Genomic DNA, 22,347 nt, shown 5'->3' on the forward strand with positions numbered 1-22,347 from the left:
CCCGTCGTGGCCCGCGCGTTGGCACACGGTTCACTCTGCTACCTGACGCTTCGAATTTTATCCAAATGCGGCGAAGCGGATTCGGCGGAATGAAATCTCCCCGCGTCATGCTGGGACATGTCCCTTGCGAGGGCGCATGGGCAAGCTGGAGATTCCGTCGATGTATTACGTCGCCGCCGCATTGCTGGTGCTGTCGGGACTGTTCTACTCCGCGAGCCATCACGAGCTCGGCCAGTTCGGTGCGAACGTGTGCAGCTATGGCAGCACGTTCTGCGACAACCCGGTGGTCGTCTTCACCGGCGGCGCGCTGGCCGCCGCCTGGGGCATGTTCGTCAGCATCAAGTAGCGGCACGCGCGTCGGCGCGCATGCATTGGGCGCGTTACCTCGCCAATTCCTTGCGGACGGCGGCGGCGGAATTGCCGACCTTGTCGACGGCCTTTTGCAACTCCTCCTTCGATATGCCGAGCGCGTGCGTCCAGTACTTGACCTCGAAGGCCTCGTGCATGTTGATCTTGCTGCGGTCCGGTTGCCCGCGCTTCGTCAGATTGTCCATCGCGTGTCCTCCCTCATGGAAGAGCAAAACGCCACCATGGACCGGCCGTTCCAAACGGCAGGACGAGACCATACGTCGGAGCTCACGCGTCGAGGCTCACACGTTCAGCCACAGCATGGAAGCGAGCACCGCTGAAAACAGAAACAGCCCGACAATTGCAATTCTGAAAACCAGATCGGCGGCCAAATGTGCCCCCTTTTGTCGTTGCAAATTCTTTGCTCGTACGGCGCGCGGCCCCGCCTTGGGCAAGGCAGGACCGCACCGTGACTTTGCTGCCGGGGCGGGTTGGAACGGCCCGTCGAGCGGCACCGCGACGCGCTCATCCAGCTTTGGTTCCAGGTTTTCGGAAGGCGCGAATCACAGCAACGATAACCCCACCGGTCGGCGGACGCCACTGGCATGAGAATCAAACCGTGCCGCGCGACAGCGGACAGCCGAGCAGGTGCTGCCTGATCGCCGACGGCTTCCGTGTCCAGGGATCGGCCGACTGTCGGCGACATCTTATCGCGCGAGAGGCTGGCGACCGTTTTGAACGGAGGGAAAAGGAAGAGCCCGCAACCGGTGACGGTGCGGGCTCGACGATCTCTGTGATGGTACTACTCTACGTGTGTTTTGCCCGACGTGTCAAAGGATGACGGGGTGTTGGCATCAGCAGACGGCGCGGGCGCTGGCCGACGCAGGAACTTTGCGGCCATGACGGGCTTGAAGCACACTTCGCAATTCCGGAAGCCGGAAAGTCAGCCCCTGTCAAACCGATCGAAGCAGCACGCCGCCACGCACGACAGCGCCGAAGGATCGGCGAAGTCCGGGCCGGGGCTGCTGCAACGGCTGGGGCCCGGGCTCATCACCGGCGCAGCCGACGACGATCCGTCGGGCATCGCCACCTATTCGCAGGCGGGTGCGCAATTCGGCTACGGGCTGCTCTGGACGGTGTTTCTGACCCTGCCGTTCATGATCGCGATTCAGCTCGTCAGCGCTCGCATCGGCCGGGTCACCGGCAAAGGGCTCGCCGCCAACGTCCTGCAGCTCGCGCCGCGCTGGATCGTGCTGGGGCTCGTCTCGCTGCTCGTATCGCCAACACCTTCAACATCGCCGCCGACATCGCCGCGATGGCGGAGGCGCTCTCGCTGGTCATCGGCGGGCTCAATCACGAGCACGCCCTGATCTTCGCGGCGGGTTCGACCCTGCTCCAGGTGTTCGTGCCCTATCGCCGCTATTCGCCGGTGCTGAAATTCCTGACGCTGACGCTGTTCGCCTATGTCGCCACCGCCTTCACCGTGGAGATCCCGTGGAGCACCGCGTTGCTCGCCGCGGTATGGCCGAAGGCGACGATCAGCGCCGACTATTTCGTCGCCGTGCTCGGCACCACCATCAGCCCTATCTCTTCTTCTGGCAGGCCTCGCAAGAAGTCGAGGAGATGAACCAGGGCAAGCGCGACAAGCCGCTGCGCGACCTTTCAACCGGGGGCGCCCCTGAAATCGCGCGCATCAAGGCCGACACCATCGTCGGCATGCTGCTCTCCAACAGCATCGCCTTCTTCATCATCCTGACCACGGCGGCCGTGCTGAACGGCAATGGCATCACCAGGATCAACTCGGCGACGGAAGCGGCCGAAGCGCTGCGTCCGCTCGCCGGCGATTTCACCTTCGCGCTGTTCGCGCTCGGCATCATCGGCACCGGCCTTCTGGCGATCCCGGTACTCGCGGGCTCGGCGGCTTACGCCGTTGCTGAGACTTTCGGCTGGCACGCCACGCTGGAGGCGAAGCCGGAAAAGGCGGTCGGCTTCTACGCCATCATCGCGGCCGCAACCATCATCGGCTTCGGTCTCGGCTTCACCGGCATCGACTCGATACACATGCTGGTCTGGAGCGCGGTGCTCAACGGCATCGTTGCCGTACCGGTCATGGCCATGATGATGCTGATCGTCTCGAGCCGTGCGATCATGGGCCGCTTCAAGGCCCGCTCACGGCTGGTCGCGCTGGGCTGGCTCGGCACCGCGATCATGGTGCTGGCCGTCCTCGCTCTGCTCGGCTCGTCCGCGATCGGCTGACCAGACCGGCGACAGCGACGACGAGATCTGCGATGCCAAGATCTGCGACGCCAAAATCTGCGACGCGACGACGATGATGAAGGCCGCGAGCACGGCCCGCACGCTGATGAACCGTATTACGGCGTCACGGGATTGACGGTCGGAGATGTCTTCGGCCCCGGCCGCTCCGGCTCGACCGGCGACTTCGGTGCGGTGGGAAGCACCTTGGCGCCGGCGGCATGTGCGGCCTCGCCCGTCGTCGCATACATCGCAACATGAGCCGGCTGAGTCTTGGCGCGGTTCCACGGCCCGTGATCGACGATCACCATCGCAGCAATCGCCAAGCCGGCCACGATCAGCGCGATCACGCCGGGATGGCGAAGCGCCGAGGACATGGAGTTTGCGAAGCGATGTGTTGTCATCGAAGGACCCGTGCTGTTTCCTCTCGCGGGTTAACTCAAACGCATCCTGCGAGTTCCGCCCTTCGCTTAAGCAAGTTCCGAGCCACTGCGCGGAACCGATCGTCCCGATGCGATCACTTTTTCACGTCCGGGCGCGCGTCGCCGACAAAGCTGTCGCGGTTCGGCATTTTGACAGCCGAAAGCGATTTGGCATCGAGTGTCGCATCGGCTCCCACCAGCCCGTTCAGGTTCAGGATATAGGCGGACACCGCATAGACGTCCTCGTCGCTCAGCGACTGCGGCGCGTTCTGCGGCATGGCGCGGCGGATATAATCGAACAGCGTCGGCGCATAAGGCCAATAGCTGCCGACGGTGCGGATCGGCTTGGCCGTTGCGATCGTGCCCTGCCCACCGGCGAGCCGGTCACCCAAGCCACCCTCGCCTTTATCGCCATGGCACGAAGCACATTGCTGGGCGAACACCTCGCGCCCATGGCTGACCGAACCGCCTCCCTGCGGTAGATTGCGGCCGTCACGTCCGACATCGATATTCCAGCCCGCGATCTCCGCAGCCGTCGCAGGGCGACCGATGCCATAAGGGCTTTGCGCCTGCGCTCCGCTCGCGAAGGCACCCAGCACGATTGCGACGGCAACGCCGCAGGTCTCACGCCAGCGCATTGGTCACCTCGCCGTCGGCCGCGATGCGCCAGGGCCAGATCGCGTTGTTGTGGTAGAAATAGTTCTCGCCGCGCACCGCGAGCAGCTCGGCCAGCGTCGGCTGCACATAGCCGGTCTCGTCGACGGCACGGCTCTGGATCACGGCTAACTTGCCGTCCCATTGCCAAGGCAGGCGGAAGCGCGTGAGGGCGCGCGTCAACACCGGCTCCTGCAATCGCGCATCCTGCCAGCTCCTGCCGTCATCGACCGAAACCTCGACACGCTTGATCTTGCCATGTCCGCTCCAGGCGATGCCGGTGATCTCGTGGAAGCCGGGCGCGCTCAGGCGTTGACCGCCCGAGGGGCGCGTAATGATCGACTTCGCTTCCATGTAGAAGGAAAACTCGCGCGCCGTGCCGTCGGGCAAGAGATCGGTGTATTTCGAGGTCTCTTCGCGCGAATAAGTGGGCTCCGCAGTCACGTGCAGGCGGCGCAGCCACTTCACGCTCATATTGCCTTCGAAGCCCGGCAGAAACAGCCGCAAGGGATAGCCCTGCTGCGGACGCAAGCGCTCGCCGTTCTGGCTGTAGACCAGAAGGGCGTCCTCGAGGCATTTCTCGATCGGAATGCTGCGCGTCAGCGCGGCGGCGTCAGCGCCTTCGGCGACGACCCATTTGGCGTCCGGTTTCAATCCGGCCTCCTGGAGCACGAGCTTCAGGCTCACGCCGGTCCATTCGGCGCAACTCACCAGACCCACGAGGTCCGATGCCGTCTTGCCATAGGGCTTGGTGTAACCGGGATTGCCGGAGCATTCGAGGAAGTGGATGCGCGACTCCGACGGAAAGCGCCTGAGATCGTCCATCGTGAAGATCAGAGGCCGCTCGACGAGGCCGTGCAGCATCAACCGATGCTGCGCCGGGTCGATGGTCGGAACACCGCCATGATGCCGCTCGTAGAACAGTCCATTCGGCGTGATGATGCCGTCGAGCTCCTGCAATGGCGTCCGGCTGGAGGCCGATATGTACTGCTTGAGAGTCTTCGAGATGTTCTTGACGACGCCCTTCTCGAACGGTGACGGCGCGCCATAGGGCTGGGCTCCCATCGGCTCGCCCGGCGCCTTCATCCATTCGGGAATGTTGGGCGGAAGGTTGTCCGTCTCCGCCGCGGCCGACGTAACAGCGCCCAGAACGGCGCCGCCCGCCACCGCGGTGCCGACCTGCAGGAAGCGACGGCGTGATGTTCTCGCGGATTTTCCGGCGGCGTCGATCGTGCTGCTCATTGCGGATCCTCGGCTGAAGCGCGCCCCGCATCAAACCCTCCGCGAAGGGCGTTTGCAATCCGCACCTATTTCAAAAACAGGCGATTTCGACCAGGACTGATCTAGATCAGCCAGCCGCAACAGCCAATCCGTTCTTCGCAATGCAAAACAGCTCTCGGCGTCACTCGCCCGGTGCGATCGCGTTACTCGGCGTCGGGCGGTCGGTGATCTGCTGTCCGAACAGGCTGCCGATCAGCTCGACCGCAGTGCGCGCGGTGCGACCGCGCTCGTCCAGGAACGGATTGAGCTCGACGATGTCGACCGATCCGACCACGCCGGAATCATGAAGCAGCTCCATGATCAGATGCGCCTCGCGATAGGTCGCTCCGCCCGGCACCGTGGTGCCGACCCCCGGCGCCACACACGGATCGAGGAAATCGACATCGAAGCTGACATGGAGCACGCCATCGCACGCCTTGACGCGCTCGATGACGCGCCGGATCAGCACGGCGACGCCGAACTCGTCGATCTGGCGCATGTCGACAACCCTGATCCGGCGCGTGCGCATCAATTCCTTTTCGAGCTTGTCGATCGAACGCGCGCCGAACAGGTCCAGCCTGTCGGGATCAATCGAGGCGCGCGGATCATCGCCGAGCAATCCGTCGAGGCCGGGCTCGCCACACAAGAACGCCGCCGACATGCCGTGCATGTTTGCGGTGATCGTCGTCTCTGGCGTATTGTAATCGGCATGGGCGTCGAGCCAGAGCACGAACAGCTTGCGTCCGCGCTCCTGCCAGTGGCGCGCCATGGCATTCACCGAGCCCATCGACAATGTGTGATCGCCGCCGAGGAAGATCGGCAACGCGCCGGTCTGTGCGATCTCATGGCCTCTGCGGCTCAGCAGGCGCGTCCAGCGCTGGATTTCGCGATAGTGGTTGGCTTTTTCGGGCAGCCTGTCAGCGAGGTCCCTGACCTCCGCCACGGAGAGATCGCCATAATCGACAACTTCGAAATCAAGGCTTTCGAGCAATGCCGCAAGCCCGGCGGTGCGCAGCGCCGCAGGGCCCATCAAGGTGCCGCGCTGCGAAGCGCCCATGTCGATGGGCGCGCCGAGCAAGGCGATGCGCCGGGCTCGATCCGGCATGGTCCGATCGGTCACGGCAGTCTCCTGACATCCACAAGGTCGTGACAGCCTAACAGAGATTCGGACCCGTCGTTTCACGGGTATTTCCCGCCGAAAAGACGCCGCGCGAGAAGCCGTCCCGGAACAAAATCCCGCGCGCCGCATTTTCCCTGCAAGGCCGGCACCCGCCATACATTACGGCGCCTGTCGCGGATAGCCAAAGGTCTTCGGACCCGCTGTTCAAAACGAGCGCTCGCGCGGATAGCCAAAGGTGCCGGCCTCATTCACTTCATCAGAAGCGGAGTTTACGAATTTGAGCACCGAGATTCCGCAGCCCCCGTCCCAGCCCGGCATGGCCGAGCGCGCCATCGACGCGGCGGCCGACGTCTCCCACACGATCGGAGAGGTCGCAGGAGGCTTGCGCGCCGCTGTCGACCGCTTGACGCATGTCATCGACGACGCTCGAAAGCCGGGTAAACCGCTCGCGACGGTCGCCGCGATCACGCGCGAAGCGCCCTTGGCCAGTCTGTTCGTCGCCTTCCTCTTTGGCGTCGCAGTCGCACGCCGGCGCTAGCGGTCGGAGTCGAAGCGGTTCAGGCCGCGCTGACAGCTTCGAGTTCAGCCGGCAGGAATTGCCTCTCGAACGCCTCGGCAGGCATCGGGCGGCCAAAGAAATATCCCTGCCCTTCCTCGCATCCCATGCTGACCAGGAAGTCGGCCGTGGCACGGTTCTCGATGCCCTCCGCCACGACAGTGAGCCCGAGCTGCTTGCTGAGACCGATGGTCGAGCCGACGATCGCGGCGTCGTTGGAATCGGCGAGCAGGTTAAGCACGAACGACCGATCGATCTTGAGCCCGTCGAGCGGAAACTTCTTCAGATAGCTCAGGCTCGCATAGCCCGTGCCGAAATCGTCGAACAGAACACGGACGCCGAGCTGCTGGATCCGCTCGAACATGTCGAGCACGCGGCTTTCGTCATGCAGCAGGATATCCTCGGTGACTTCGAGCTCGAGCAGTGACGGCGTGAGCCCCGTCTCCGCGAGCAGCGCCGCAACGGAATGCGCGAGGTCGCCGGACTCGAGCTGCGACGGCGAGAGGTTGATCGCGACGCGCACGCTGTTTCCGGACAATTCCCAGGCTCGCGCCTGCCGACAGGCGGTCTCCATCACCCAGTTCGCGATCCGCTCGGACAGGGACGAGGCGTTGACCACCGGCATGAATTCCCCGGGCGATACATACCCGCGCACGGGATGCCGCCAACGGATGAGCGCTTCGGCCCCGAGCAGGCTGCCGTCGACCAGCCGAACCTGTGGCTGATAGAACAGTTCGAACTCGCCGCGATCCGCGGCAAGCGCCAGCTCGCTCTCCAGCGTCAGCCGGTTCTCCAGCTCCTGCCTGATCGCACTCTCGAAGATCACGTGGCTGCCGCGACGCGTCATCTTTGCCTTGCTCAGCGCCAGATGACCATTGCCGAGAAGATCGTCGGCGTTGTGCCCGCCTTCCGGATAGACGGCGACGCCGATGCTGATCCTGACGCGATGTTGGCGCGCGCCCGTTGCGAGCGGCACTTCGAACGCGCGCGCGATCCGCTCGGCAAACTCCACAATCGGCTCGCCAGCCTCCGTACAATCAAGCGCGATGGCGAATTTCGTCGCCGCTGAGCCGGGCGATGACCGCCTTGCCATCGACCTTGGTCCGGAGGCGCTCCGCGACGGCCCGCAGCACGAGGTCGCCGGCCGAATGTCCAAGCATGTCGTTGATCTGCTGGAAGCCGTCGAGGCCGAGCACGAGCAGCGCGACGTCGGACGATCGCGGCTCCGCCGCGGCGATCAGATTGGCGAGATTCGCATGCAGCATGTTGCGGTTGGCAAGACCGGTCAACGCGTCATGTTCGGCGAGATACCTGACGCGTTCGGCTTCGCGCTTGCGGACCGAGATGTCGCGCAGAATCGCTCCGTACTGGAAGCCGTCCGTGCCCTGCCAGCCCGAAAAGCTCGCTTCGACCGGGAACGTCTCGCCGTTCTTCCGCCGCCCCTGGAACTCGACGATGACGGCACCGCCGGGCACCAACAGCGCCTGGCGCGCAGCATCACGCATGGCAAATGCCTTTGCGCCACCGCCGGCGGGCTCCGCACAGAGCGTTTCGAACGGACGCCCGATCATTTCGGTCGGCATGTAACCGAAGATCGCACTGGCGCCCGGATTCCACACCGTGATCCGATGATCCTCGTCGGTGCAGATCAGACCGTCGCCGAGCGACATCGCGATACGATGAAAGCGGCTCTCGGCAATACGTCCCAGGAGACTACGGAAATCGATCTCGTCGAGTGCAATCGCGGTCAGATAGGCAATGATCGCAATGTGAAACAGCGACGTGTCGATGATGAGCGGCCAGCTCGCCTGCACGAGCGCAGCGGCAAGTTCCACGCCCGCTCCTGCCGCGACGAGGATCGTGACACGGACGCCCGGTGCGGAACGGCGCCACGAATACATCATCGCCAGGCAGATCAGGCCCAAGCCAATGATCATGCCGACATCGGACGTCCAGCGCAGCATCCGGTTCTGGAGGATCGATTCCGTCGCCAGGGCCTGGAGGACGGGTCCAGAGACGATCTTGCCGTTGGGAACGCTGAACCGGTCGCCCAGTTCGAGCGCGGTAGCACCGACGATGATCTTCTTGTCTCTCAGCTTGTCCAAGGTCGCGGCATCGCCGCGCAGCACGTCAAAATAGGAGACACTTGGGATGGAGGCCGCACGAATGCCGAAATCGATCAGGAAGGGCGGGCGCCGATTGGCGTCCTGCCCGGCCAGCACGACGGCCATCGACGGCATCACGGCATCGCCAAGCTTCTCTCCGACCGGATAGCGGCGCACGAGCCCGTCGGATTCGATCGCAACATTGACGACGGCCGGCCACGACTGGTTGCTGAACGGCTTCAGTGGACGATTGATGTGAACCACGCCACCATTCGGCGTCGGCTGCTTGAAGGAGGGCAGGATCGTCGAACCGCCAACCTCCCGAAGCGCGGTGACGAGGGCTTCGTCAGAGGCCGGATCCGATGGTGTGCTGAAATCGACGTCGAAGGCGACGTCCTGTGCCCCCGCCGCCTCGAGCCTGTGCAACAGCTCCGCGTGGAGCCGGCGCGGCCAGAGCCATATCCCGATCTGGTCGATCGAGGGTGCGTCGATGGCCACCACGACGACATTGCCGCTGGCCGTACGCGATTGCCAGGCGAAGCGCAGATCGGTGAGCGCGTTGCGAAGCGCGCCGTGCCACCCCGTGGACAGCACGACCGCAAGCGCGATCATGACAAGAATATGCGGCCGATGGCGTTTCACTTTGCTCCCCTGCACCGGCGGTCCCTGCCGCCAGGCGCTCCCCTATGCCGACGACACGGTCCTAGCGATGGCCTCTGCCCCAATACCAACCGTAGTGGTGGCCATGATTGCCGTTACCGTTGTTGCCGTTATTCCCGTTTCCGCTGTTCCCGTTGCCGTTGTTGCCATTATTGCCGGTGCCGCCGCTTCCGTTGCTGGTCGTACCAGTCCCGTTGCTTCCGCTCCCGGCGCTTCCGCCGGACACATCGCTGGTCGAACCAGAGGTGGTCGCAACCGTCGTCGTCGTACTTGACGACGTCGACGTGGCACTGGCCGCGGGTGCACTGCTGCTCACCGTAACCGCCGTCACGTTGGAGCTGTTGGCGGCCGTGGTCGTCGTGCTCGCCTTCGTATCGCTCCAGACCGTCTCGGTCCCGGTGCTGGCGTTCGCATTGCGCACGTGCCCCGTTGTCGCGGCGCCGTGAGCGAGCCCGTTCGTGACCTTGTGGACGTTCAGCTTGACCTCGCCGAGCGAACTGGAGATGCGCACGACGCCGCCTTTGGGCGCCTGACCACCGGCCGCTTGATGCGATTGCGCCGGCGCGCCGGCCGCCTTGGTCCCCTTGTCGATCGGACCGAGCGCATGGATCGCATGACCGTTCGCCGCATTGCGCGGTGCCGACAGGCCCGATTTCGGCACCGGGACACGCTCGATCGTCGAGGCGCGCGGCTTGCCGTGCTCGATCGGATTGAAGGTCCCGGCACCACTCAGGCTGAGGCCGGGCTTGCCGTGCTCAAAGGAGGTGGCGGCCTGTCCCGGCATGACCTGTGCGATCTGTCCGGACTTGAAGTCGGACACTTCAACCTGGCCGCGGAGCACGGCGACCTTGGTGCTGCCAGCATTCACGGTGACGCTGAATTGCGTTCCCTTGACCACGGCGGCGAGATACGGCGTCTCGACCTCGAAATGCTTGACGTTGCGCTTCTCGACCTCGAGCAGGATCGAACCCGCCTGCTGGATGATGGTGGTCGCGAGCCCTTCCTTCTTCTCGGCCGGCAAACCGACCACCGAGTTCGGGGAGATCAAAATCGATTCCTCGCCGCGGACGAGCAGCACGCGTCCGTTGCGTCCGGTGCGAATGGTATCACCGACCCTCAGCGTCCCTTCCTGGGTCAATGACACAGGCGGCGCGCCGTTGGCGGCAAGCCAGACCTCACCCGAGGACTTGCTGACTGACCAGACGCCATCGTCCGCGGCAGATGCGAACGAGGCCGCACCAAGGATCAGCGCGGCCACGAAGGCGCACCGCATTCCAACTCTGCCCAGCATCACGATCCTCAGTGCCGCTCTACAGCCAGTCCTGAGGCGTATCCGAAATCACTCAAGAGAGAATTAGCGGGAACCGGCAAGTCCAATGGCTGCATTAACCAATCATTGACCATAAAAAACTAAGAAAAATCATGCAGCTAACGAACTCTTACCGGCTCTTGTGCACTGCTCCGTTAAACTACGGTGAGCAGCTCGCTGCGCGCATTGAGAAGCGGCATCTCCTTATTGCGCTGGTGCTGGCGGCACCGATCACGGGAATTTCGCAGGCGTTCGCTCAACAGGCGAACCAGCCCGGCTTCGATCCGCGGCAGCCCGAGAAATACTTTGAAAACCAAACCGAGCAGGAATCGCTGAGCCGTCCTCCGGTCACGCTGCCGGCGGTCGGCCGGCCCAACACAGGCGGGGATACGAAACCGCAATTCGTGTTGCGCGGGATCGATGTCGGCGGCGCCCAAGCCATTCCCCGCGATCGCATCGCCGCAGCCTATCAGTCCTATCTCGGCAAGAAGGTCTCGCAAGCCGACCTCGCCACGATCGCCGGCGCGATCAGCGATCTCTACCGCGCAGACGGCTTTCATCTGAGCCGGGCGATCGTGCCGCCGCAGGACATCGCCGACGGTCGCGTCCGGATCCAGGTGATTGAAGGCGCCATCGTGCAGGCCGAGCTGAAAGGCGACGGCGCCGAGCAGTTTGGCGTGAGGCCGATGCTGGGGCCGGTTCTCGCCGAGCAGCCGTCGCGCCTGGCAACGCTCGAGCGTCAGTTCTTCCTCATCAACAGCGGGCCGGGCATCCGGATCACCGACACCGCGCTCGAGGAGATCGGCGGTGCCACCGGCCGCTTTCGCCTCATCGTCCATTTGAAAACCTGGCACGTCTTCTCGTCGGTCGGCGTGGATAATTTGGGCTCATCGTCGGTCGGCCCGTGGCAGACCTACGCGACCGGCGCTTTCAACTCCTATCTCACGCCCGGCGATACGCTGGCGGTCAACCTGTCGACCATTGCCAACGACCCGCGTGAGCTTGGCTTTGCGCGATTATCCTATGACGCGCCCGGTCGGCGTCGACGGCGTGCGCCTCGGCGCTTCCGTCCTGTACAGCGCGGTCCGGCCGGGTGACGCCCGCCGCCTCGACAGCGACATCACCACGACAGAGGCGTTCGAGCTGCGGGCAAGCACCGTGCCCTTCATGTCGCAATCATCGGCGTTGACGCTGACCTTGGCCGGCGCCTTCAGCAACGTGTCCGAGCACGATCTTTACGGCCCCTGGTACAACGACCACATCAGGACCGCGAGCCTGACCGCCGATTACCGGCTCCAGGATCGCTTCGGCGGCACCAATTTCGCGACGCTGACCTACCGCCAAGGTCTCGACATCTTCGGTGCCTCGCATTTCGACGACGATCTGCTGTCGCGCGACGGCGCCGCGTCGAACTTCTCGGTGCTGAACCTCTGGTTCACGCGCTACCAGACCCTCAACGACGCCTGGTCGCTCAAGCTGTCCGCGGCCAGCCAGACGGCATCGCGGCCGCTGTTCATTTCGCAGCAGTTCTATCTCGGCGGCGCGGCTTTCGGCCGGGGCTATGGCGCGGCCGAGATCAGCGGCGACAACGGTCTTGCCGGCTCGCTCGAGCTGCGCTTCGACCAGAAGCTCAATTTCCGCTACTGGACCGGCTATCAGCTCTACGCCTTTGGCGACGCCGGCGCAGTCTGGAACGACGGTTACCGCCTGAGCGACGGCCTGTCGCTGACATCGGCCGGAGCCGGCGTGCGGTTCTTTCTGCCGGATGATCTTCAAGCCGATCTCGGCGTGGCCGTCCCCTTGAGCTACCGGGCGCCAGACAACGAGCGCCGTAGCCCACGCTTCCTGTTCACCCTCTCGAGCGCATTCCGGCTCTGCCCCGAACGCGGCAGGGGCGGCTGCCTCTAGCTGCCGCGCTTTGAGCACACCCGGCATGCGGCCCTTTTGCGGCCTTGCTCACAGACTTGCCTAAATTTAATCCCGTAACCTGCTCACGATCGCTCGATCCGGGGGCTTGCAATGACCAATTTCAGTCGAAAGTGATTGGGACGGAACCATGAAGAGGGTGTTTGCAATCCTGGCCTTTCTCTGCGTGCTCGGCGTCGGCCAGTATTTCGTGGTCAGCCGGTTCGCGATCCGACATGAGATTTTGACCCTGTTCGATGCCTCGCGCCAACGGCCGATCTCGGTCGAGATCGCGGTGCGGCGCGACTACGAGACCAAGGCCAATCTCGGGCTCTGGAAGCTCCCGCTCGCCATCATCAGCAACGGCAACACCGTCAAGGCGACCGAGTATTCCTTCCTCGCCAACGTGCTCGCGGCGCGCGGTTATCTCGTTGCCAGCATCCAGCAGGACCTGCCGAGCGATCCGCCGTTGATGACCCATGTCGGTCAGCAATATGTCGGGCGGCGCGAGGTCTATATCCGCTGCGAGGCCAACATCCTTTTCGCCCTGGCCGAACTGAAGCGACGGCTGGAAAACACCGACTACGACCACATCACCCTCGTCGGCCATTCCAACGGTGGCGACGTCTCGATGTATGTCGCCCATCAGCACCCGGAGATTGTGTCGAAGGTCATCACGCTCGACAATCTGCGGGTGCCCTTCGTGCTCAACGACAACCTGAAGATCTTGTCGTTCCGCTCCAAGGATCCGCATTTCCAGACCGACCCGGGCGTGCTGCCGACGCCTGAAGAGGCCAAAGCGCGCGGCATCGACATCGTCCATACCGGTGCTCAGCACACCGAGATGAGCGATCGCGGTCCCGATGCGGTCAAGGAGAAGATCCAGGCGACACTCGACCGCTTTCTGCGTGACAGCGCCAGCAGCTCGCTCGCGCCGGCTGACACCAGAAGCCCGATGATCATGAACCCCGGCGACTACTAGCCGGGCCCCCTTTGCGGCAGATCAAGGCAGCTCCAGACTGGCGACGATAGGAAGGGCCTCACCATCCCGGAGAGGCACGTGTCGCACTCCATCGAAAGCCTTGATGCGAAACGTCTCGAGACGGCAAGCCTTGGCCTGCCAGCTGCGAGGACACCGGCATTCGCGCGGCATCTCTATCGTGCGACCCGCAAGCTGCTGCGGTCGATCATCGCCCGCATCGATCTCTCGCAATTTCCGGGATCGTGCTGCGGCTGAGCGCGGCGTCGCGCAGGATCAATTTGCGGGCACGCGGCGCACACCGGAACTCAGGACTTTCCCTTGCCGGGCTGCATGAAACTCCCGGTCATCTGGCGCATGTGGTCGCCGGCGCTGGTGAACTGGCTGCGCAGGAAGTCGGACTGGATTCGCATCGCTTCCTGAAGGTCGGTGGCATGCACGAGCTTGCGCGCGTGCTCGAACGCCGACTTCATGTTCTGCTCAGTGAACGCGAGCGCCTGCTTGGACACGTCGGTACCCGCTCCGGGAACCGACGTCATCGACTTGGTGGCAGCTTCGAAAAACATGCCGAACGCCTGTTCCGCCTGGTCGATCGTCTTTTCGGCCAGGTCGCGCAGTTCGGCCGGGACTTCGAGCTTCGGTTCGATCATGGTCATACTCCTCCCCGTTTTTCCCAACTGAATACCACACTTGCCGGACCGCATTCCAGCGGCAGCCTGGGGGACAAACGTCGCCCGGCGGTCCGGCTCCTGCCGGAAAACGAGGGACGAGGCGTACGGCCGGCGCGCGGCCGGGGTCAGGACAGGGGGTGCTCGGGAAGGGTTTCTTTGGTGCCGAGGTCTTCGACCAGCTTGATGACCTCGAAACGCTGTCGAGGCCCGAGCTTCAGGAACGCACGAAGCAGGCGCAGACTTTCAACGGTGCTGCTTGCAGGCGCGCCGAGCTTGAGGTGCAGTTCAGCCGCGAAATTGAGGTTTTTCATCTCGCACCTATGACAAGCATCAGCCCTCGTGATCACACGTCGAGGTCTCGCTCGAGAACCGAACACCATGACCGGACGCCATGGTGACCCTGAGATCTCGGCCGGGGCACCCGGTGGGTTAACACGCTAAACCATATACTGGCTCAACCGAACAGGTTGCAATTATGTCAAGAAACAACCCTTCCGGCAAGCCCAACCGTCGCCGTAGCGATGCTTCGTCCGCATCGCACCACGGCAATTCCGGATAACAGGAATATGGACCGTCGTCACCCACCTGCGTCAAGAAGCGGCATCACTCACGCCTCGGGCGCTGCCAATCGGTGCGGCGTTTCGCCGTGTTTCCGGTGTGAACGAGGCCAGATTAAAGTTTCTTCAGCGTATACACGTAATTGTTGAGCTCGACCTCGGCGGTTGTATCGTCGGCGAAATGAACGTCGAGCCGCGCAGCCGGCCTGCAGCGTCTTGATCCGTCCGCCAGTGAAGCCCCCCTTGAGCTGCTCGGCTTGGACGCGGTTCCCCGTACCGGGTTCATCGGTCCGAAGATATCTCCGCCAATGAACCGTCGTTCAAGGTGGAACGACCAAGCGGTTGCGAAGCGGCCACGCAGACCACGGGCGCCATGGCTGACGGACTTCTCGATTCGGGCGCGCCTCAGCACCAAAGGACGACAGCATGCTTTCCCGCTGCGATCTCATCAAGGGCGGCGCCGTCGCGCTTCTCACTTTCTCGATACAAGGCGCATGGGCGCAGGAGACAAGGATGAATCTGTTCAAGATCGTCACCATCAAGGACGAAATCGTCGTCGGATTGTCGGCGGAGGAGCTCCAGGCGCTCGGCGGCAATGATGCGAGCGCGGTTGCGCACGCGCTGGCGCAGAAGGGCGATCTCACGGTCTGGCAGTACAACGTGCATCGCGGCCCGAACGGTGAATTGCAACAGGCGCCGACCGCGAAGATCGGGCTCTTGGCCAACGCGTCTCTCCGTGTCGAGCCCTACACGACGCCTTACCAGATCGTGCCGCATCCGTAACAAGCGGCCCGGGCGCGCCTGCGGCGAGACCCGCAGGCGCACCACTACTCTCAACGCTGCTTGGCGCGCCGAGCCCGGCCTTCCGTCGCAAAGCCGTAGATCAGCGCCAGCCGGTCCAGGCATTCGCGAAAGCGCCGCGCGAAATAGTCGTTCCAGCGCTGGGTACGAACAGCGCGCCGCTCCCCGATCTGATCCATGGTCAGCCCCAGCACCAGGACGTCGTGCACCAGCGCGGCGCCGTCGGTACCGAGTTCGCGCTCGACCCGGTTCAGGCGCAGCACAGCCTGGCGCTGGTCCTCGGTAACGGGCTCACGCGAGCGCGTGCCATCGACATATTCGCGCGTCGGGTCCACCGCCTGGGGCCCGCGCTCCGCCCTCTCCCAGTCGTTCTGGAAGGCGCGCCCGCCGCGATACTGCGCCTCGTCGATCTGGTGATGCGCGTGCAACCGGCCGAGCGGATCGCCGCGGATCGAGCGGACGGCGACGATCTTCTCGCCGGCATCGAGCGCCAGCGGATTGTCGACCTCGACCTCCGCCACCTCTGCATTGAACGGCACCTCGCGCGAGCGCCGATCGTAGATTCCAGTCAATCTGTAGGACTTGTTGCGTCGTGCACCTACCACTCGGATACTCCTCGCAAAATTGGATAGTGGTCCCGTCAGGCGGCTGAGATCAGCCTCAAGACGACGGGACCGGCGGTGCGAGCGGACGCGGCTCAGACCTTCGCGTCAGGCGAGCATGCGGCGTGCAATAGCTGGAGCCCGGCTGGCGCGGATGGCCGCAGAAGGCGATCCCCTCCCCGTCCTTGTCGCCACCATAGGGATAGCGGCAGTCGTCGCGCCCGAGTTCGCCCAGCGCGACCAGGCGGGGCTGGACGCCGACGCAGCGCAACTTGACACGCGCGGGCTTCATTGCGGATTTCGGTGGCAAGTTCAGGTTCGGCACCGCCGCACGGGGCGGCCCGATGAGACAGGCTCCTGACGGCAAGGACGGCACGATCGATGGACTCGTCATCCGCGCCGGTGCCGCGAGTCCAAGCCGCTTGGCGCGGCCGGCCACCGCGTTGCGTGTGTAAGCCGTTCCAAACCTTCCGTTTATCTGTCTTCCGATCTCCGCATAAGACATTCCCTTGAGAAAATAGTCGCGAAGCGCGTCGGAGTGCTCCGACGGCCAATGACCCGGTTCCATGCTGCTGTCCTGTGATGCGCCTCCTCCGATCGTTCGATCGCGAGGCGGCGCCTACATTCCGTTATTCCGAAGCGAATGTCAAGCGACAATTCTGATATTCATAATTGCATCAATTCCGAATTTCGGATTACAAGAGGCGGGACGATGGGCAATCGAGGGAATCACCATGCTGGACGTTGCAATGATCGAGCGGGGCCTGGAGAAGACGGGCAAGAGCAAGGGCGGCCTGGCGGCGGCCATGGGCGTGCGGCCCGGCGCGGTGTCGGAGATCCTGGGCGGCGAGCGCCTGGTGAAGGCGTCTGAAATCATTCCGATCATGGAATATCTTGAGCTCAATCTCGCGCCGATCATGGGCCGCGTCGGGGCCGGCGCTGTGATCGAGCCCGATTATGAACAGGTTCCCCCGGAAGGCCTCGGCGATATCGCGCTGCCGTTCCCGATCATGGAAGAGACCGTCGCCTTCGAGATCGTTGGCGATTCGATGCTGCCCAAATACGAGAGCGGCGACGTGATCGTCGTCTACAAGGACCAGCGCCATCCGCTGTCGAGCTTCTACGGTGAAGAGGCCGTGGTCCGGCTCAAGACCGGTGAACGCTATTTGAAGACCATCGAACGCGGAAAAACTCCCTCCGTCGTCAATCTCAATAGCTTCAACGCCAAGCCGATCGTCGGCGTCAAGCTCGAGTGGGTCGGCGAGATCTGCCTGTCCATGCCCAAGGGCCAGCTCGAGCGGCTGCGCGCCAAATCGGCACGCCCTCGCAAGAAGAGCAAGTAGGCATCGATTTCCGATTTACGGAAATCACCCTTGACTTAATTCTGTTTTTCGGAAATACTCCGCCGCACTCCCGGCTACGGGGCGCGGCAGGATCGTTTCATGCAGTATTTCGTCGTGATGATCGACTATGGGCGGCGCGGACGCGAGGCGGTCGTCGATCCCGAAATCACAAGGCGCGAGGTCATCTCCCGCGTCGTTTCGGGTGAATATCGAAACATCTCGTTCATCCACGAAATCGCGGAGAATGCGGTCGAGGACGTGACCGAGGCGATCCTGACCGAGGCCGCCCTCCCCCAGGTTCCGCCTGAAGAAGTCGACCTCCAGGCCATCCGCCTCGATCACGCCCGCGACCTGCGCAAGCACGAGAAGACGTGACGCAGGCCCAAGCGGCCTGCGTCACGTCACTGCCCGGCCGGATATCACACCGTGAGAACGGTCGATCCCGTGGTCTTGCGCGCAGCGAGATCGGCATGCGCTTTGGCGGCATCCTTCAGCGGGTAGGTCTGGTGCACCTCGATCTTGACTGCGCCGGACTTCACGACGTCGAACAGCTCGTTCGCCATGGCGACCAGGGCCTCGCGCTTGGCAGCGTAGGTGAACAGCGTCGGACGGGTGACGTAGAGCGAGCCCTTCTGCGCGAGCAGGCCGAGGTTGAGCGGCTCGACAGCGCCGGAGGACGCACCGAACAGCGCGGCAACACCGAGCGGCGCAAGACAATCCAGCGACTTCAGGAACGTATCCTTGCCGACGGAATCATAGACCACCGGCACCTTCTTGCCGCCCGTGATCTCGTCCACGCGCTTCACGAAATCCTCGCGCGTATAGATGATCACATGATCGCAGCCATGTGCCTTGGCGAGCTTTGCCTTCTCGTCGCTGCTGACGGTGCCGATCACTGTCGCGCCGAGATGTTTTGCCCACTGGCTCAAGATGAGACCAACGCCGCCGGCTGCGGCGTGGAGCAGGATGGTGTCGCCGGCCTTCACGCGATAGGTCTGCCGGATCAGGTATTGGGTGGTGAGCCCCTTCAGCATCATGGCCGCCGCGGTCTTGTCATCGACACCGTCGGGCAGCTTCAACAGCCGGTCGGCCGGGATCAGCCGCGCCTCGGCATAGGCTCCGAGCGGTGAGGCGCCGTAGGCAACGCGATCACCGGGCTTCAAATCGGTGACACCGGCCCCGACTTCCTCGACGACGCCGGCACCCTCGCTGCCGAGACCGCTCGGCAATTGTACCGGATACACCCCGGAGCGATTGTAGATGTCGACGAAGTTGAGGCCGACCGCCGTGTGGCGGATGCGCGCCTCGCCCGGCCCGGGCTTGCCGACACTGACTTCCTCCCAGACCAGGACTTCAGGACCGCCGGTCTTGTGAAAGCGAATGGCATGCGTCATGGGCGTTGCTCCCTTATTGTTGCAGTGAAGGTCCGTGGAAAACGGATCGGCCTGTGAAATAGGAATTCGGTCGGCCCGTTACAGTACAGAGACGTAACAAGAATGTCACAGCGAACGACAAACGCCTGCCGTTCCGCCTCTGTTCGAAAGAGTTGATGACGGCACCGGCGCGTTCCGGCAGTAGCCTTTTCGCGGGGTTTGGTGGTCGCCTGCGAAGGAGAGCCGAGATGCCAGCTTATGTACAGCATCATCAGGATATCGAAATCGCGCCTGTAATTTGTCCCGCCTGCATGGGGTTCCTGCCGATGTACGTCCGCGAGGTCGAACCGCATTGGGGCCTTGCCAGGATCGACTTCGTCTATGAATGCGCGGACTGCGGCGCGGAAGTCCGGCAGACCATCCGCAAGCCGGAGCTGCGGCACTGACCGCACGATCAGCCATCGCTTAAGTATTTGCGCTGAACGGAAAAAGCGACGTTCAGCGCGGGTCAGGCCGTCCCAAACGAGGCTTGTTCTTTGCCGGGAACGCAGGCAGAACAAGCCTCAAGCAAGACCTTTGGGAGCGCCCTTTCGTGGCTGAACAGAAGGCCTCGACCTCGATCGAGGCAGTGGAGAGCGGCCTCGCCGCGCAGGGCTATATCGCGAGCCGGCAGATCGCGACCGCCGTCTATTTGTCGCAGCAGATCGAGAAACCGATCCTGGTCGAAGGCCCCGCGGGCGTCGGCAAGACCGAGCTTGCCAAGGCCATTGCCGCCTGGCGCGGCATGAAGATGATCCGCCTGCAGTGTTACGAGGGCCTCGACGAGGCCAAGGCGCTCTACGAGTGGAAATACGCAAAACAGCTTCTCTACACCCAGATCCTCAAGGACAAGCTCGGCGAAGTCCTCGGCGGTGCGCAGACGCTGCATGACGCACTCAATCAGCTCCACGATTTCGGCGACGTGTTCTTCTCCAAGGAGTTCGTCGAGCCGCGCCCTCTGCTGCAGGCGCTGGAGCAGCCGGGCGGCTGCGTGCTCCTGATCGACGAGATCGACAAGTCCGACGCTGAATTCGAATCGCTGCTGCTGGAAATCCTCTCCGATTTCCAGGTCACGATCCCGGAGCTCGGCACGGTCGCGGCGATCACGCCGCCGACGGTGATCCTCACCTCGAACAGCGAGCGTGACCTCGGCGACGCCCTGAAGCGGCGCTGCCTGCATCTGCATATCGGCTTCCCCGAGCAGCGGCTCGAAGAACGCATCGTCGAGAGCCGCGTCTCCGGCATCTCGCAGGCGCTGCGCCGGCAGATGGTCGGCTTCATCCACGAGATCCGCTCGCTCGACCTGAAGAAACTGCCCTCGGTCAGTGAGACCATCGACTGGGCGCGCGTCCTGGTTCTACTTCAGGCCACGGAGCTAGACACCGATATCGTCAAGGACACGCTCAATGTGCTCCTGAAGTACGAGGCCGACATCGAGGCAGCAACGCCGCAAGTTACGACCTTCATTGCCAAGGCGGCACGGTCCAACGTCTTCGGTTGACGCCGATGCGCGAGAATCTCCATCGTTTCTTTCGAGCGGCGCGCGGTGCCGGCGTGCATGTCTCGCCCGCCGAAAGCATCGATGCGATGCGCGCGGTCAAGGAGGTCGGCTTTTCCGACCGGGCCATCCTGCGCGATGCGCTGCTCCTGACGCTCGCCAAGTCGCAGGACGAGAAGCTCGCCCTCGGCGACTGCTTTGATCTCTTCTTCAGCCAACCAGAGCCGCGGCAAGATCAACCCGAGGCCGACGACAACGACGACGCATCGCAGGACGCGGATCAGACCCCCTCACCCAGCTCGGCCAGTGAAGCAGGCGAAGGCCAGGCTTCCGAAGCATTGGGCCCGCTTGCGCAGATGCTGCTGTCGCAGGATCGCAACGCGATCGCAGCGGCGATCGCCAGCGCTTCCGGTGTGGCTTCGCTGTCCGACATCCGCTATTCGACTCAGCGCGGGATCTTTTCCAGCCGCATCCTCGACGCCATGGGCCTTCAGCGCCTGCGCGACGATCTCGACGCGCTCACCGCGACCAATCCGTCGCTGGCCGAGCGTCTGCGCGGCGCGCTGGACGCGTTGCGCGAAGCAGTCCGTGACACGGTCTCGCAAGGCCTTGCGCTTTATGCCCGCGAAGAGGCCGAAAACCTCCGCAACGAGATCCTGCGCAACGCGCCTCTCGCCCGCATCGAGCGGCGCCAAGTCGCGGAGATGCGCGCGCTCATCCGCCAGATCGCGCGGCGCCTGCGCGAGCGCTACTCGAAGCCGCGCAAGCGCCAGCGCCGCGGCCATCTCGACGTCCGCCGCACACTGCGCCGCAACGCGGCCTGGGGCGGCGTGCCCTTCCTCACCGCGTGGAAGCGCAAGCACCGCGACCGGCCCAAGATCGTCGCAATCTGCGACGTCTCAGGCTCGGTCGCGCAGGTCTCCGATTTCTTCCTGCTCCTGATCCACTCGCTGCACGAGGTGGTCGACGACGTCCACTCCTTCGCCTTCTCCTCGCATCTGATCGAGGTCAGCGAGATCCTGGAGAAGAAGTCGCCCGAAGAGGCGATGGCCGAGATCATGTCCAAGGTCGGCTTCGGCTCATCCGACTACGGCTCCTCTCTCGTCGATTTCGAGAAGGAGTTTATGAGCACGCTGACGCCGCAGACCACGGTGATCGTGCTCGGTGACGCCCGCAGCAACAATCTCGACCCGCGCGCCGACATCCTGCGCCGCATCTCCGAACGCTCGAAGCGCGTGGTCTGGCTCAATCCCGAAGGACGGCTCGCCTGGGGCTTCGGTGATTCCGAGATGCCGCGCTACGCGACCTTCTGCACTGTCGTGCGCCAATGCGCCACCGCACAGCAGCTCGAACGCGCCGTGTCCGACATCGTGGCGACTTATCAGTAGACGGCAATCACGTCCGCCGCTGGCGTCAGGCGGCAGTCAGCTCGGCCTGGACGAGGTTGCACTCCCGAAAGTGATGCGCAATTTCGTCGAGCGCGCGCTGCTCCCATTCCTGGGCCTGCGCGAGCCAGAACGCCCGTCGTTCCGAATCCAGCGCCGCGCGCTCTCGGCAGAGGAATTCCTGACTGCGAATTGCCATCAGCCTGTTCATGCACTCACACTCCTGTCGTGTGAAGCCAATCCCCTGCGAATCAACGTAGCAGAGTCCAGACAGAGTCCAATCGCCCTCGCTTCACGATTTCTGTGCATATCGCGACGCGCAATGGGACAGTGATGCTTCCCGTGCACTGCGGTAACTCTCGCTGCACGATCAAGCGCACATCATCAATTAGTGATCGGAGACCGGGACCATTTTCGTGCGCGAACGATCTTAACTGTTGTGGCGCAATGAAGTGCGGCAATTCGTGAAGAGAGGTTCTAAACAGCTTACCGAATTCCCGACTCATT

General features: G+C 63.5%; 21 protein-coding genes and 4 pseudogenes. 12 read left to right on the forward strand and 13 right to left on the reverse strand.

Features of this window, described 5'->3' with window-relative positions; genetic code table 11:
- The first annotated feature begins 160 nt into the window (after nt 1-160).
- The gene (locus CT676_RS18710) at nt 161-346 is read left to right on the forward strand and encodes a hypothetical protein (RefSeq protein ID WP_014493715.1); all 186 of its coding nucleotides are present in this window, start codon (nt 161-163) and stop codon (nt 344-346) included.
- 34 nt (nt 347-380) lie between these two features.
- Here the strand turns inward: CT676_RS18710 and CT676_RS18715 are convergent, their stop codons facing one another.
- A complete protein-coding gene (locus CT676_RS18715) occupies nt 381-554 on the reverse strand; it encodes a DUF3606 domain-containing protein (protein WP_085405743.1) in 174 nt (57 codons plus the stop codon).
- Nucleotides 555-1,370: 816 nt separating this feature from the next.
- On the opposite strand from CT676_RS18715, the pseudogene CT676_RS18720 reads away from it, so the two are divergent.
- Nucleotides 1,371-2,604 (forward strand): annotated as a pseudogene (locus CT676_RS18720) (divalent metal cation transporter).
- A gap of 116 nt (nt 2,605-2,720) precedes the next feature.
- On the opposite strand, the gene CT676_RS18725 reads toward CT676_RS18720, so the two are convergent.
- The 4 genes from CT676_RS18725 to rocF all read right to left on the reverse strand — a co-directional run bounded on the left by CT676_RS18725 (nt 2,721) and on the right by rocF (nt 6,057).
- Entirely contained in the window at nt 2,721-3,005 is a 285-nt protein-coding gene (locus CT676_RS18725) for a hypothetical protein (RefSeq protein ID WP_135215133.1), read from the reverse strand.
- 113 nt (nt 3,006-3,118) lie between these two features.
- On the reverse strand, nt 3,119-3,661 hold the full coding sequence (locus CT676_RS18730) for a cytochrome c (protein ID WP_135215134.1): 543 nt from the start codon (nt 3,659-3,661) through the stop codon (nt 3,119-3,121).
- A complete protein-coding gene (gene soxC / locus CT676_RS18735; protein WP_135215135.1) occupies nt 3,648-4,919 on the reverse strand; it encodes a sulfite dehydrogenase in 1,272 nt (423 codons plus the stop codon). Before soxC ends, CT676_RS18730 begins: the two co-directional genes overlap by 14 nt.
- 160 nt (nt 4,920-5,079) lie before the next feature.
- Nucleotides 5,080-6,057, reverse strand: coding sequence for an arginase (gene rocF / locus CT676_RS18740; protein ID WP_135215136.1), 978 nt, complete (start codon nt 6,055-6,057; stop codon nt 5,080-5,082).
- A gap of 277 nt (nt 6,058-6,334) precedes the next feature.
- On the opposite strand from rocF, the gene CT676_RS18745 reads away from it, so the two are divergent.
- Nucleotides 6,335-6,595: a hypothetical protein gene (locus CT676_RS18745; RefSeq protein WP_135215137.1), complete on the forward strand. Its 261-nt coding sequence runs from the start codon at nt 6,335-6,337 to the stop codon at nt 6,593-6,595.
- 19 nt (nt 6,596-6,614) lie between these two features.
- On the opposite strand, the pseudogene CT676_RS18750 reads toward CT676_RS18745, so the two are convergent.
- Both CT676_RS18750 and CT676_RS18755 read right to left on the reverse strand, forming a co-directional pair.
- Nucleotides 6,615-9,360 (reverse strand): annotated as a pseudogene (locus tag CT676_RS18750) (EAL domain-containing protein).
- 61 nt (nt 9,361-9,421) lie between these two features.
- A complete protein-coding gene (locus CT676_RS18755; protein WP_167768087.1) occupies nt 9,422-10,669 on the reverse strand; it encodes a FecR family protein in 1,248 nt (415 codons plus the stop codon).
- 131 nt (nt 10,670-10,800) lie between these two features.
- Between CT676_RS18755 and CT676_RS18760 the strand changes: the two are divergent.
- The 3 genes and pseudogenes from CT676_RS18760 to CT676_RS44080 all read left to right on the forward strand — a co-directional run bounded on the left by CT676_RS18760 (nt 10,801) and on the right by CT676_RS44080 (nt 13,829).
- Nucleotides 10,801-12,595, forward strand: a pseudogene (locus tag CT676_RS18760) (POTRA domain-containing protein).
- Nucleotides 12,596-12,743: 148 nt separating this feature from the next.
- Nucleotides 12,744-13,574: an alpha/beta hydrolase gene (locus tag CT676_RS18765; RefSeq protein WP_135215139.1), complete on the forward strand. Its 831-nt coding sequence runs from the start codon at nt 12,744-12,746 to the stop codon at nt 13,572-13,574.
- A 78-nt stretch (nt 13,575-13,652) separates the two neighbouring features.
- The gene (locus tag CT676_RS44080) at nt 13,653-13,829 is read left to right on the forward strand and encodes a hypothetical protein (RefSeq protein WP_167768088.1); all 177 of its coding nucleotides are present in this window, start codon (nt 13,653-13,655) and stop codon (nt 13,827-13,829) included.
- A gap of 50 nt (nt 13,830-13,879) precedes the next feature.
- Here CT676_RS44080 and CT676_RS18770 read toward each other — a convergent pair whose 3' ends face one another.
- A complete protein-coding gene (locus CT676_RS18770) occupies nt 13,880-14,221 on the reverse strand; it encodes a phasin (protein WP_135215140.1) in 342 nt (113 codons plus the stop codon).
- Nucleotides 14,222-14,367: 146 nt separating this feature from the next.
- The gene (locus tag CT676_RS18775; RefSeq protein ID WP_135215141.1) at nt 14,368-14,553 is read right to left on the reverse strand and encodes a hypothetical protein; all 186 of its coding nucleotides are present in this window, start codon (nt 14,551-14,553) and stop codon (nt 14,368-14,370) included.
- 672 nt (nt 14,554-15,225) lie between these two features.
- On the opposite strand from CT676_RS18775, the gene CT676_RS18780 reads away from it, so the two are divergent.
- Nucleotides 15,226-15,582: a hypothetical protein gene (locus CT676_RS18780; RefSeq protein WP_063982040.1), complete on the forward strand. Its 357-nt coding sequence runs from the start codon at nt 15,226-15,228 to the stop codon at nt 15,580-15,582.
- Nucleotides 15,583-15,632: 50 nt separating this feature from the next.
- On the opposite strand, the gene CT676_RS18785 is transcribed toward CT676_RS18780, so the two are convergent.
- Together CT676_RS18785 and CT676_RS18790 are read right to left on the reverse strand one after the other, a co-directional pair.
- Nucleotides 15,633-16,205, reverse strand: a complete 573-nt coding sequence (locus CT676_RS18785) for a hypothetical protein (RefSeq protein ID WP_135215142.1) — start codon at nt 16,203-16,205, stop codon at nt 15,633-15,635.
- A 35-nt stretch (nt 16,206-16,240) separates the two neighbouring features.
- Nucleotides 16,241-16,770 (reverse strand): annotated as a pseudogene (locus tag CT676_RS18790) (GcrA family cell cycle regulator).
- 166 nt (nt 16,771-16,936) lie between these two features.
- Here CT676_RS18790 and CT676_RS18795 point away from each other — a divergent pair.
- Together CT676_RS18795 and CT676_RS18800 are read left to right on the forward strand one after the other, a co-directional pair.
- Complete coding sequence (locus CT676_RS18795) at nt 16,937-17,545, forward strand: S24 family peptidase (protein WP_028152904.1); 609 nt, start codon at nt 16,937-16,939, stop codon at nt 17,543-17,545.
- Nucleotides 17,546-17,644: 99 nt separating this feature from the next.
- Nucleotides 17,645-17,920 carry a hypothetical protein gene (locus tag CT676_RS18800; RefSeq protein ID WP_063982037.1) on the forward strand — a complete coding sequence of 92 codons (276 nt, stop codon included), beginning with the start codon at nt 17,645-17,647 and terminating at the stop codon, nt 17,918-17,920.
- A gap of 44 nt (nt 17,921-17,964) precedes the next feature.
- Here the strand turns inward: CT676_RS18800 and CT676_RS18805 are convergent, their stop codons facing one another.
- Nucleotides 17,965-18,939 carry a quinone oxidoreductase gene (locus CT676_RS18805; RefSeq protein WP_135215143.1) on the reverse strand — a complete coding sequence of 325 codons (975 nt, stop codon included), beginning with the start codon at nt 18,937-18,939 and terminating at the stop codon, nt 17,965-17,967.
- Nucleotides 18,940-19,166: 227 nt separating this feature from the next.
- On the opposite strand from CT676_RS18805, the gene CT676_RS18810 reads away from it, so the two are divergent.
- From CT676_RS18810 to CT676_RS18820, 3 genes are all read left to right on the forward strand, one after another.
- Nucleotides 19,167-19,364, forward strand: coding sequence for a hypothetical protein (locus CT676_RS18810; protein WP_028152902.1), 198 nt, complete (start codon nt 19,167-19,169; stop codon nt 19,362-19,364).
- A gap of 146 nt (nt 19,365-19,510) precedes the next feature.
- The gene (locus tag CT676_RS18815) at nt 19,511-20,458 is read left to right on the forward strand and encodes a MoxR family ATPase (protein WP_085405733.1); all 948 of its coding nucleotides are present in this window, start codon (nt 19,511-19,513) and stop codon (nt 20,456-20,458) included.
- Nucleotides 20,459-20,463: 5 nt separating this feature from the next.
- Nucleotides 20,464-21,843 carry a VWA domain-containing protein gene (locus CT676_RS18820; protein WP_085405918.1) on the forward strand — a complete coding sequence of 460 codons (1,380 nt, stop codon included), beginning with the start codon at nt 20,464-20,466 and terminating at the stop codon, nt 21,841-21,843.
- Nucleotides 21,844-21,868: 25 nt separating this feature from the next.
- Here CT676_RS18820 and CT676_RS44085 read toward each other — a convergent pair whose 3' ends face one another.
- Nucleotides 21,869-22,051, reverse strand: coding sequence for a hypothetical protein (locus CT676_RS44085; RefSeq protein ID WP_028152900.1), 183 nt, complete (start codon nt 22,049-22,051; stop codon nt 21,869-21,871).
- Between the last annotated feature and the right edge of the window lie 296 nt (nt 22,052-22,347).

It is taken from the genome of Bradyrhizobium sp. MOS001, assembly GCF_004634465.1.
Classification (GTDB): Bacteria; Pseudomonadota; Alphaproteobacteria; order Rhizobiales; family Xanthobacteraceae; genus Bradyrhizobium; species Bradyrhizobium barranii.

Excerpts from the sequence above, each read along its gene's own strand:
- CT676_RS18795 (WP_028152904.1), top strand. The coding sequence starts at position 16,937 with ATGCTGGACGTTGCAATGATCGAGCGGGGCCTGGAGAAGACGGGCAAG.
- CT676_RS18765 (WP_135215139.1), top strand. The coding sequence starts at position 12,744 with ATGAAGAGGGTGTTTGCAATCCTGGCCTTTCTCTGCGTGCTCGGCGTC.
- CT676_RS44085 (WP_028152900.1), bottom strand. The coding sequence starts at position 22,051 with ATGAACAGGCTGATGGCAATTCGCAGTCAGGAATTCCTCTGCCGAGAG.
- CT676_RS18770 (WP_135215140.1), bottom strand. The coding sequence starts at position 14,221 with ATGATCGAACCGAAGCTCGAAGTCCCGGCCGAACTGCGCGACCTGGCC.
- CT676_RS18780 (WP_063982040.1), top strand. The coding sequence starts at position 15,226 with ATGCTTTCCCGCTGCGATCTCATCAAGGGCGGCGCCGTCGCGCTTCTC.
- CT676_RS18715 (WP_085405743.1), bottom strand. The coding sequence starts at position 554 with ATGGACAATCTGACGAAGCGCGGGCAACCGGACCGCAGCAAGATCAAC.
- CT676_RS18810 (WP_028152902.1), top strand. The coding sequence starts at position 19,167 with ATGCCAGCTTATGTACAGCATCATCAGGATATCGAAATCGCGCCTGTA.
- CT676_RS18800 (WP_063982037.1), top strand. The coding sequence starts at position 17,645 with ATGCAGTATTTCGTCGTGATGATCGACTATGGGCGGCGCGGACGCGAG.
- CT676_RS18730 (WP_135215134.1), bottom strand. The coding sequence starts at position 3,661 with ATGCGCTGGCGTGAGACCTGCGGCGTTGCCGTCGCAATCGTGCTGGGT.
- soxC (WP_135215135.1), bottom strand. The coding sequence starts at position 4,919 with ATGAGCAGCACGATCGACGCCGCCGGAAAATCCGCGAGAACATCACGC.
- CT676_RS18805 (WP_135215143.1), bottom strand. The coding sequence starts at position 18,939 with ATGACGCATGCCATTCGCTTTCACAAGACCGGCGGTCCTGAAGTCCTG.
- CT676_RS18775 (WP_135215141.1), bottom strand. The coding sequence starts at position 14,553 with ATGAAAAACCTCAATTTCGCGGCTGAACTGCACCTCAAGCTCGGCGCG.
- CT676_RS18820 (WP_085405918.1), top strand. The coding sequence starts at position 20,464 with ATGCGCGAGAATCTCCATCGTTTCTTTCGAGCGGCGCGCGGTGCCGGC.
- CT676_RS18725 (WP_135215133.1), bottom strand. The coding sequence starts at position 3,005 with ATGACAACACATCGCTTCGCAAACTCCATGTCCTCGGCGCTTCGCCAT.
- CT676_RS18755 (WP_167768087.1), bottom strand. The coding sequence starts at position 10,669 with ATGCTGGGCAGAGTTGGAATGCGGTGCGCCTTCGTGGCCGCGCTGATC.
- CT676_RS18710 (WP_014493715.1), top strand. The coding sequence starts at position 161 with ATGTATTACGTCGCCGCCGCATTGCTGGTGCTGTCGGGACTGTTCTAC.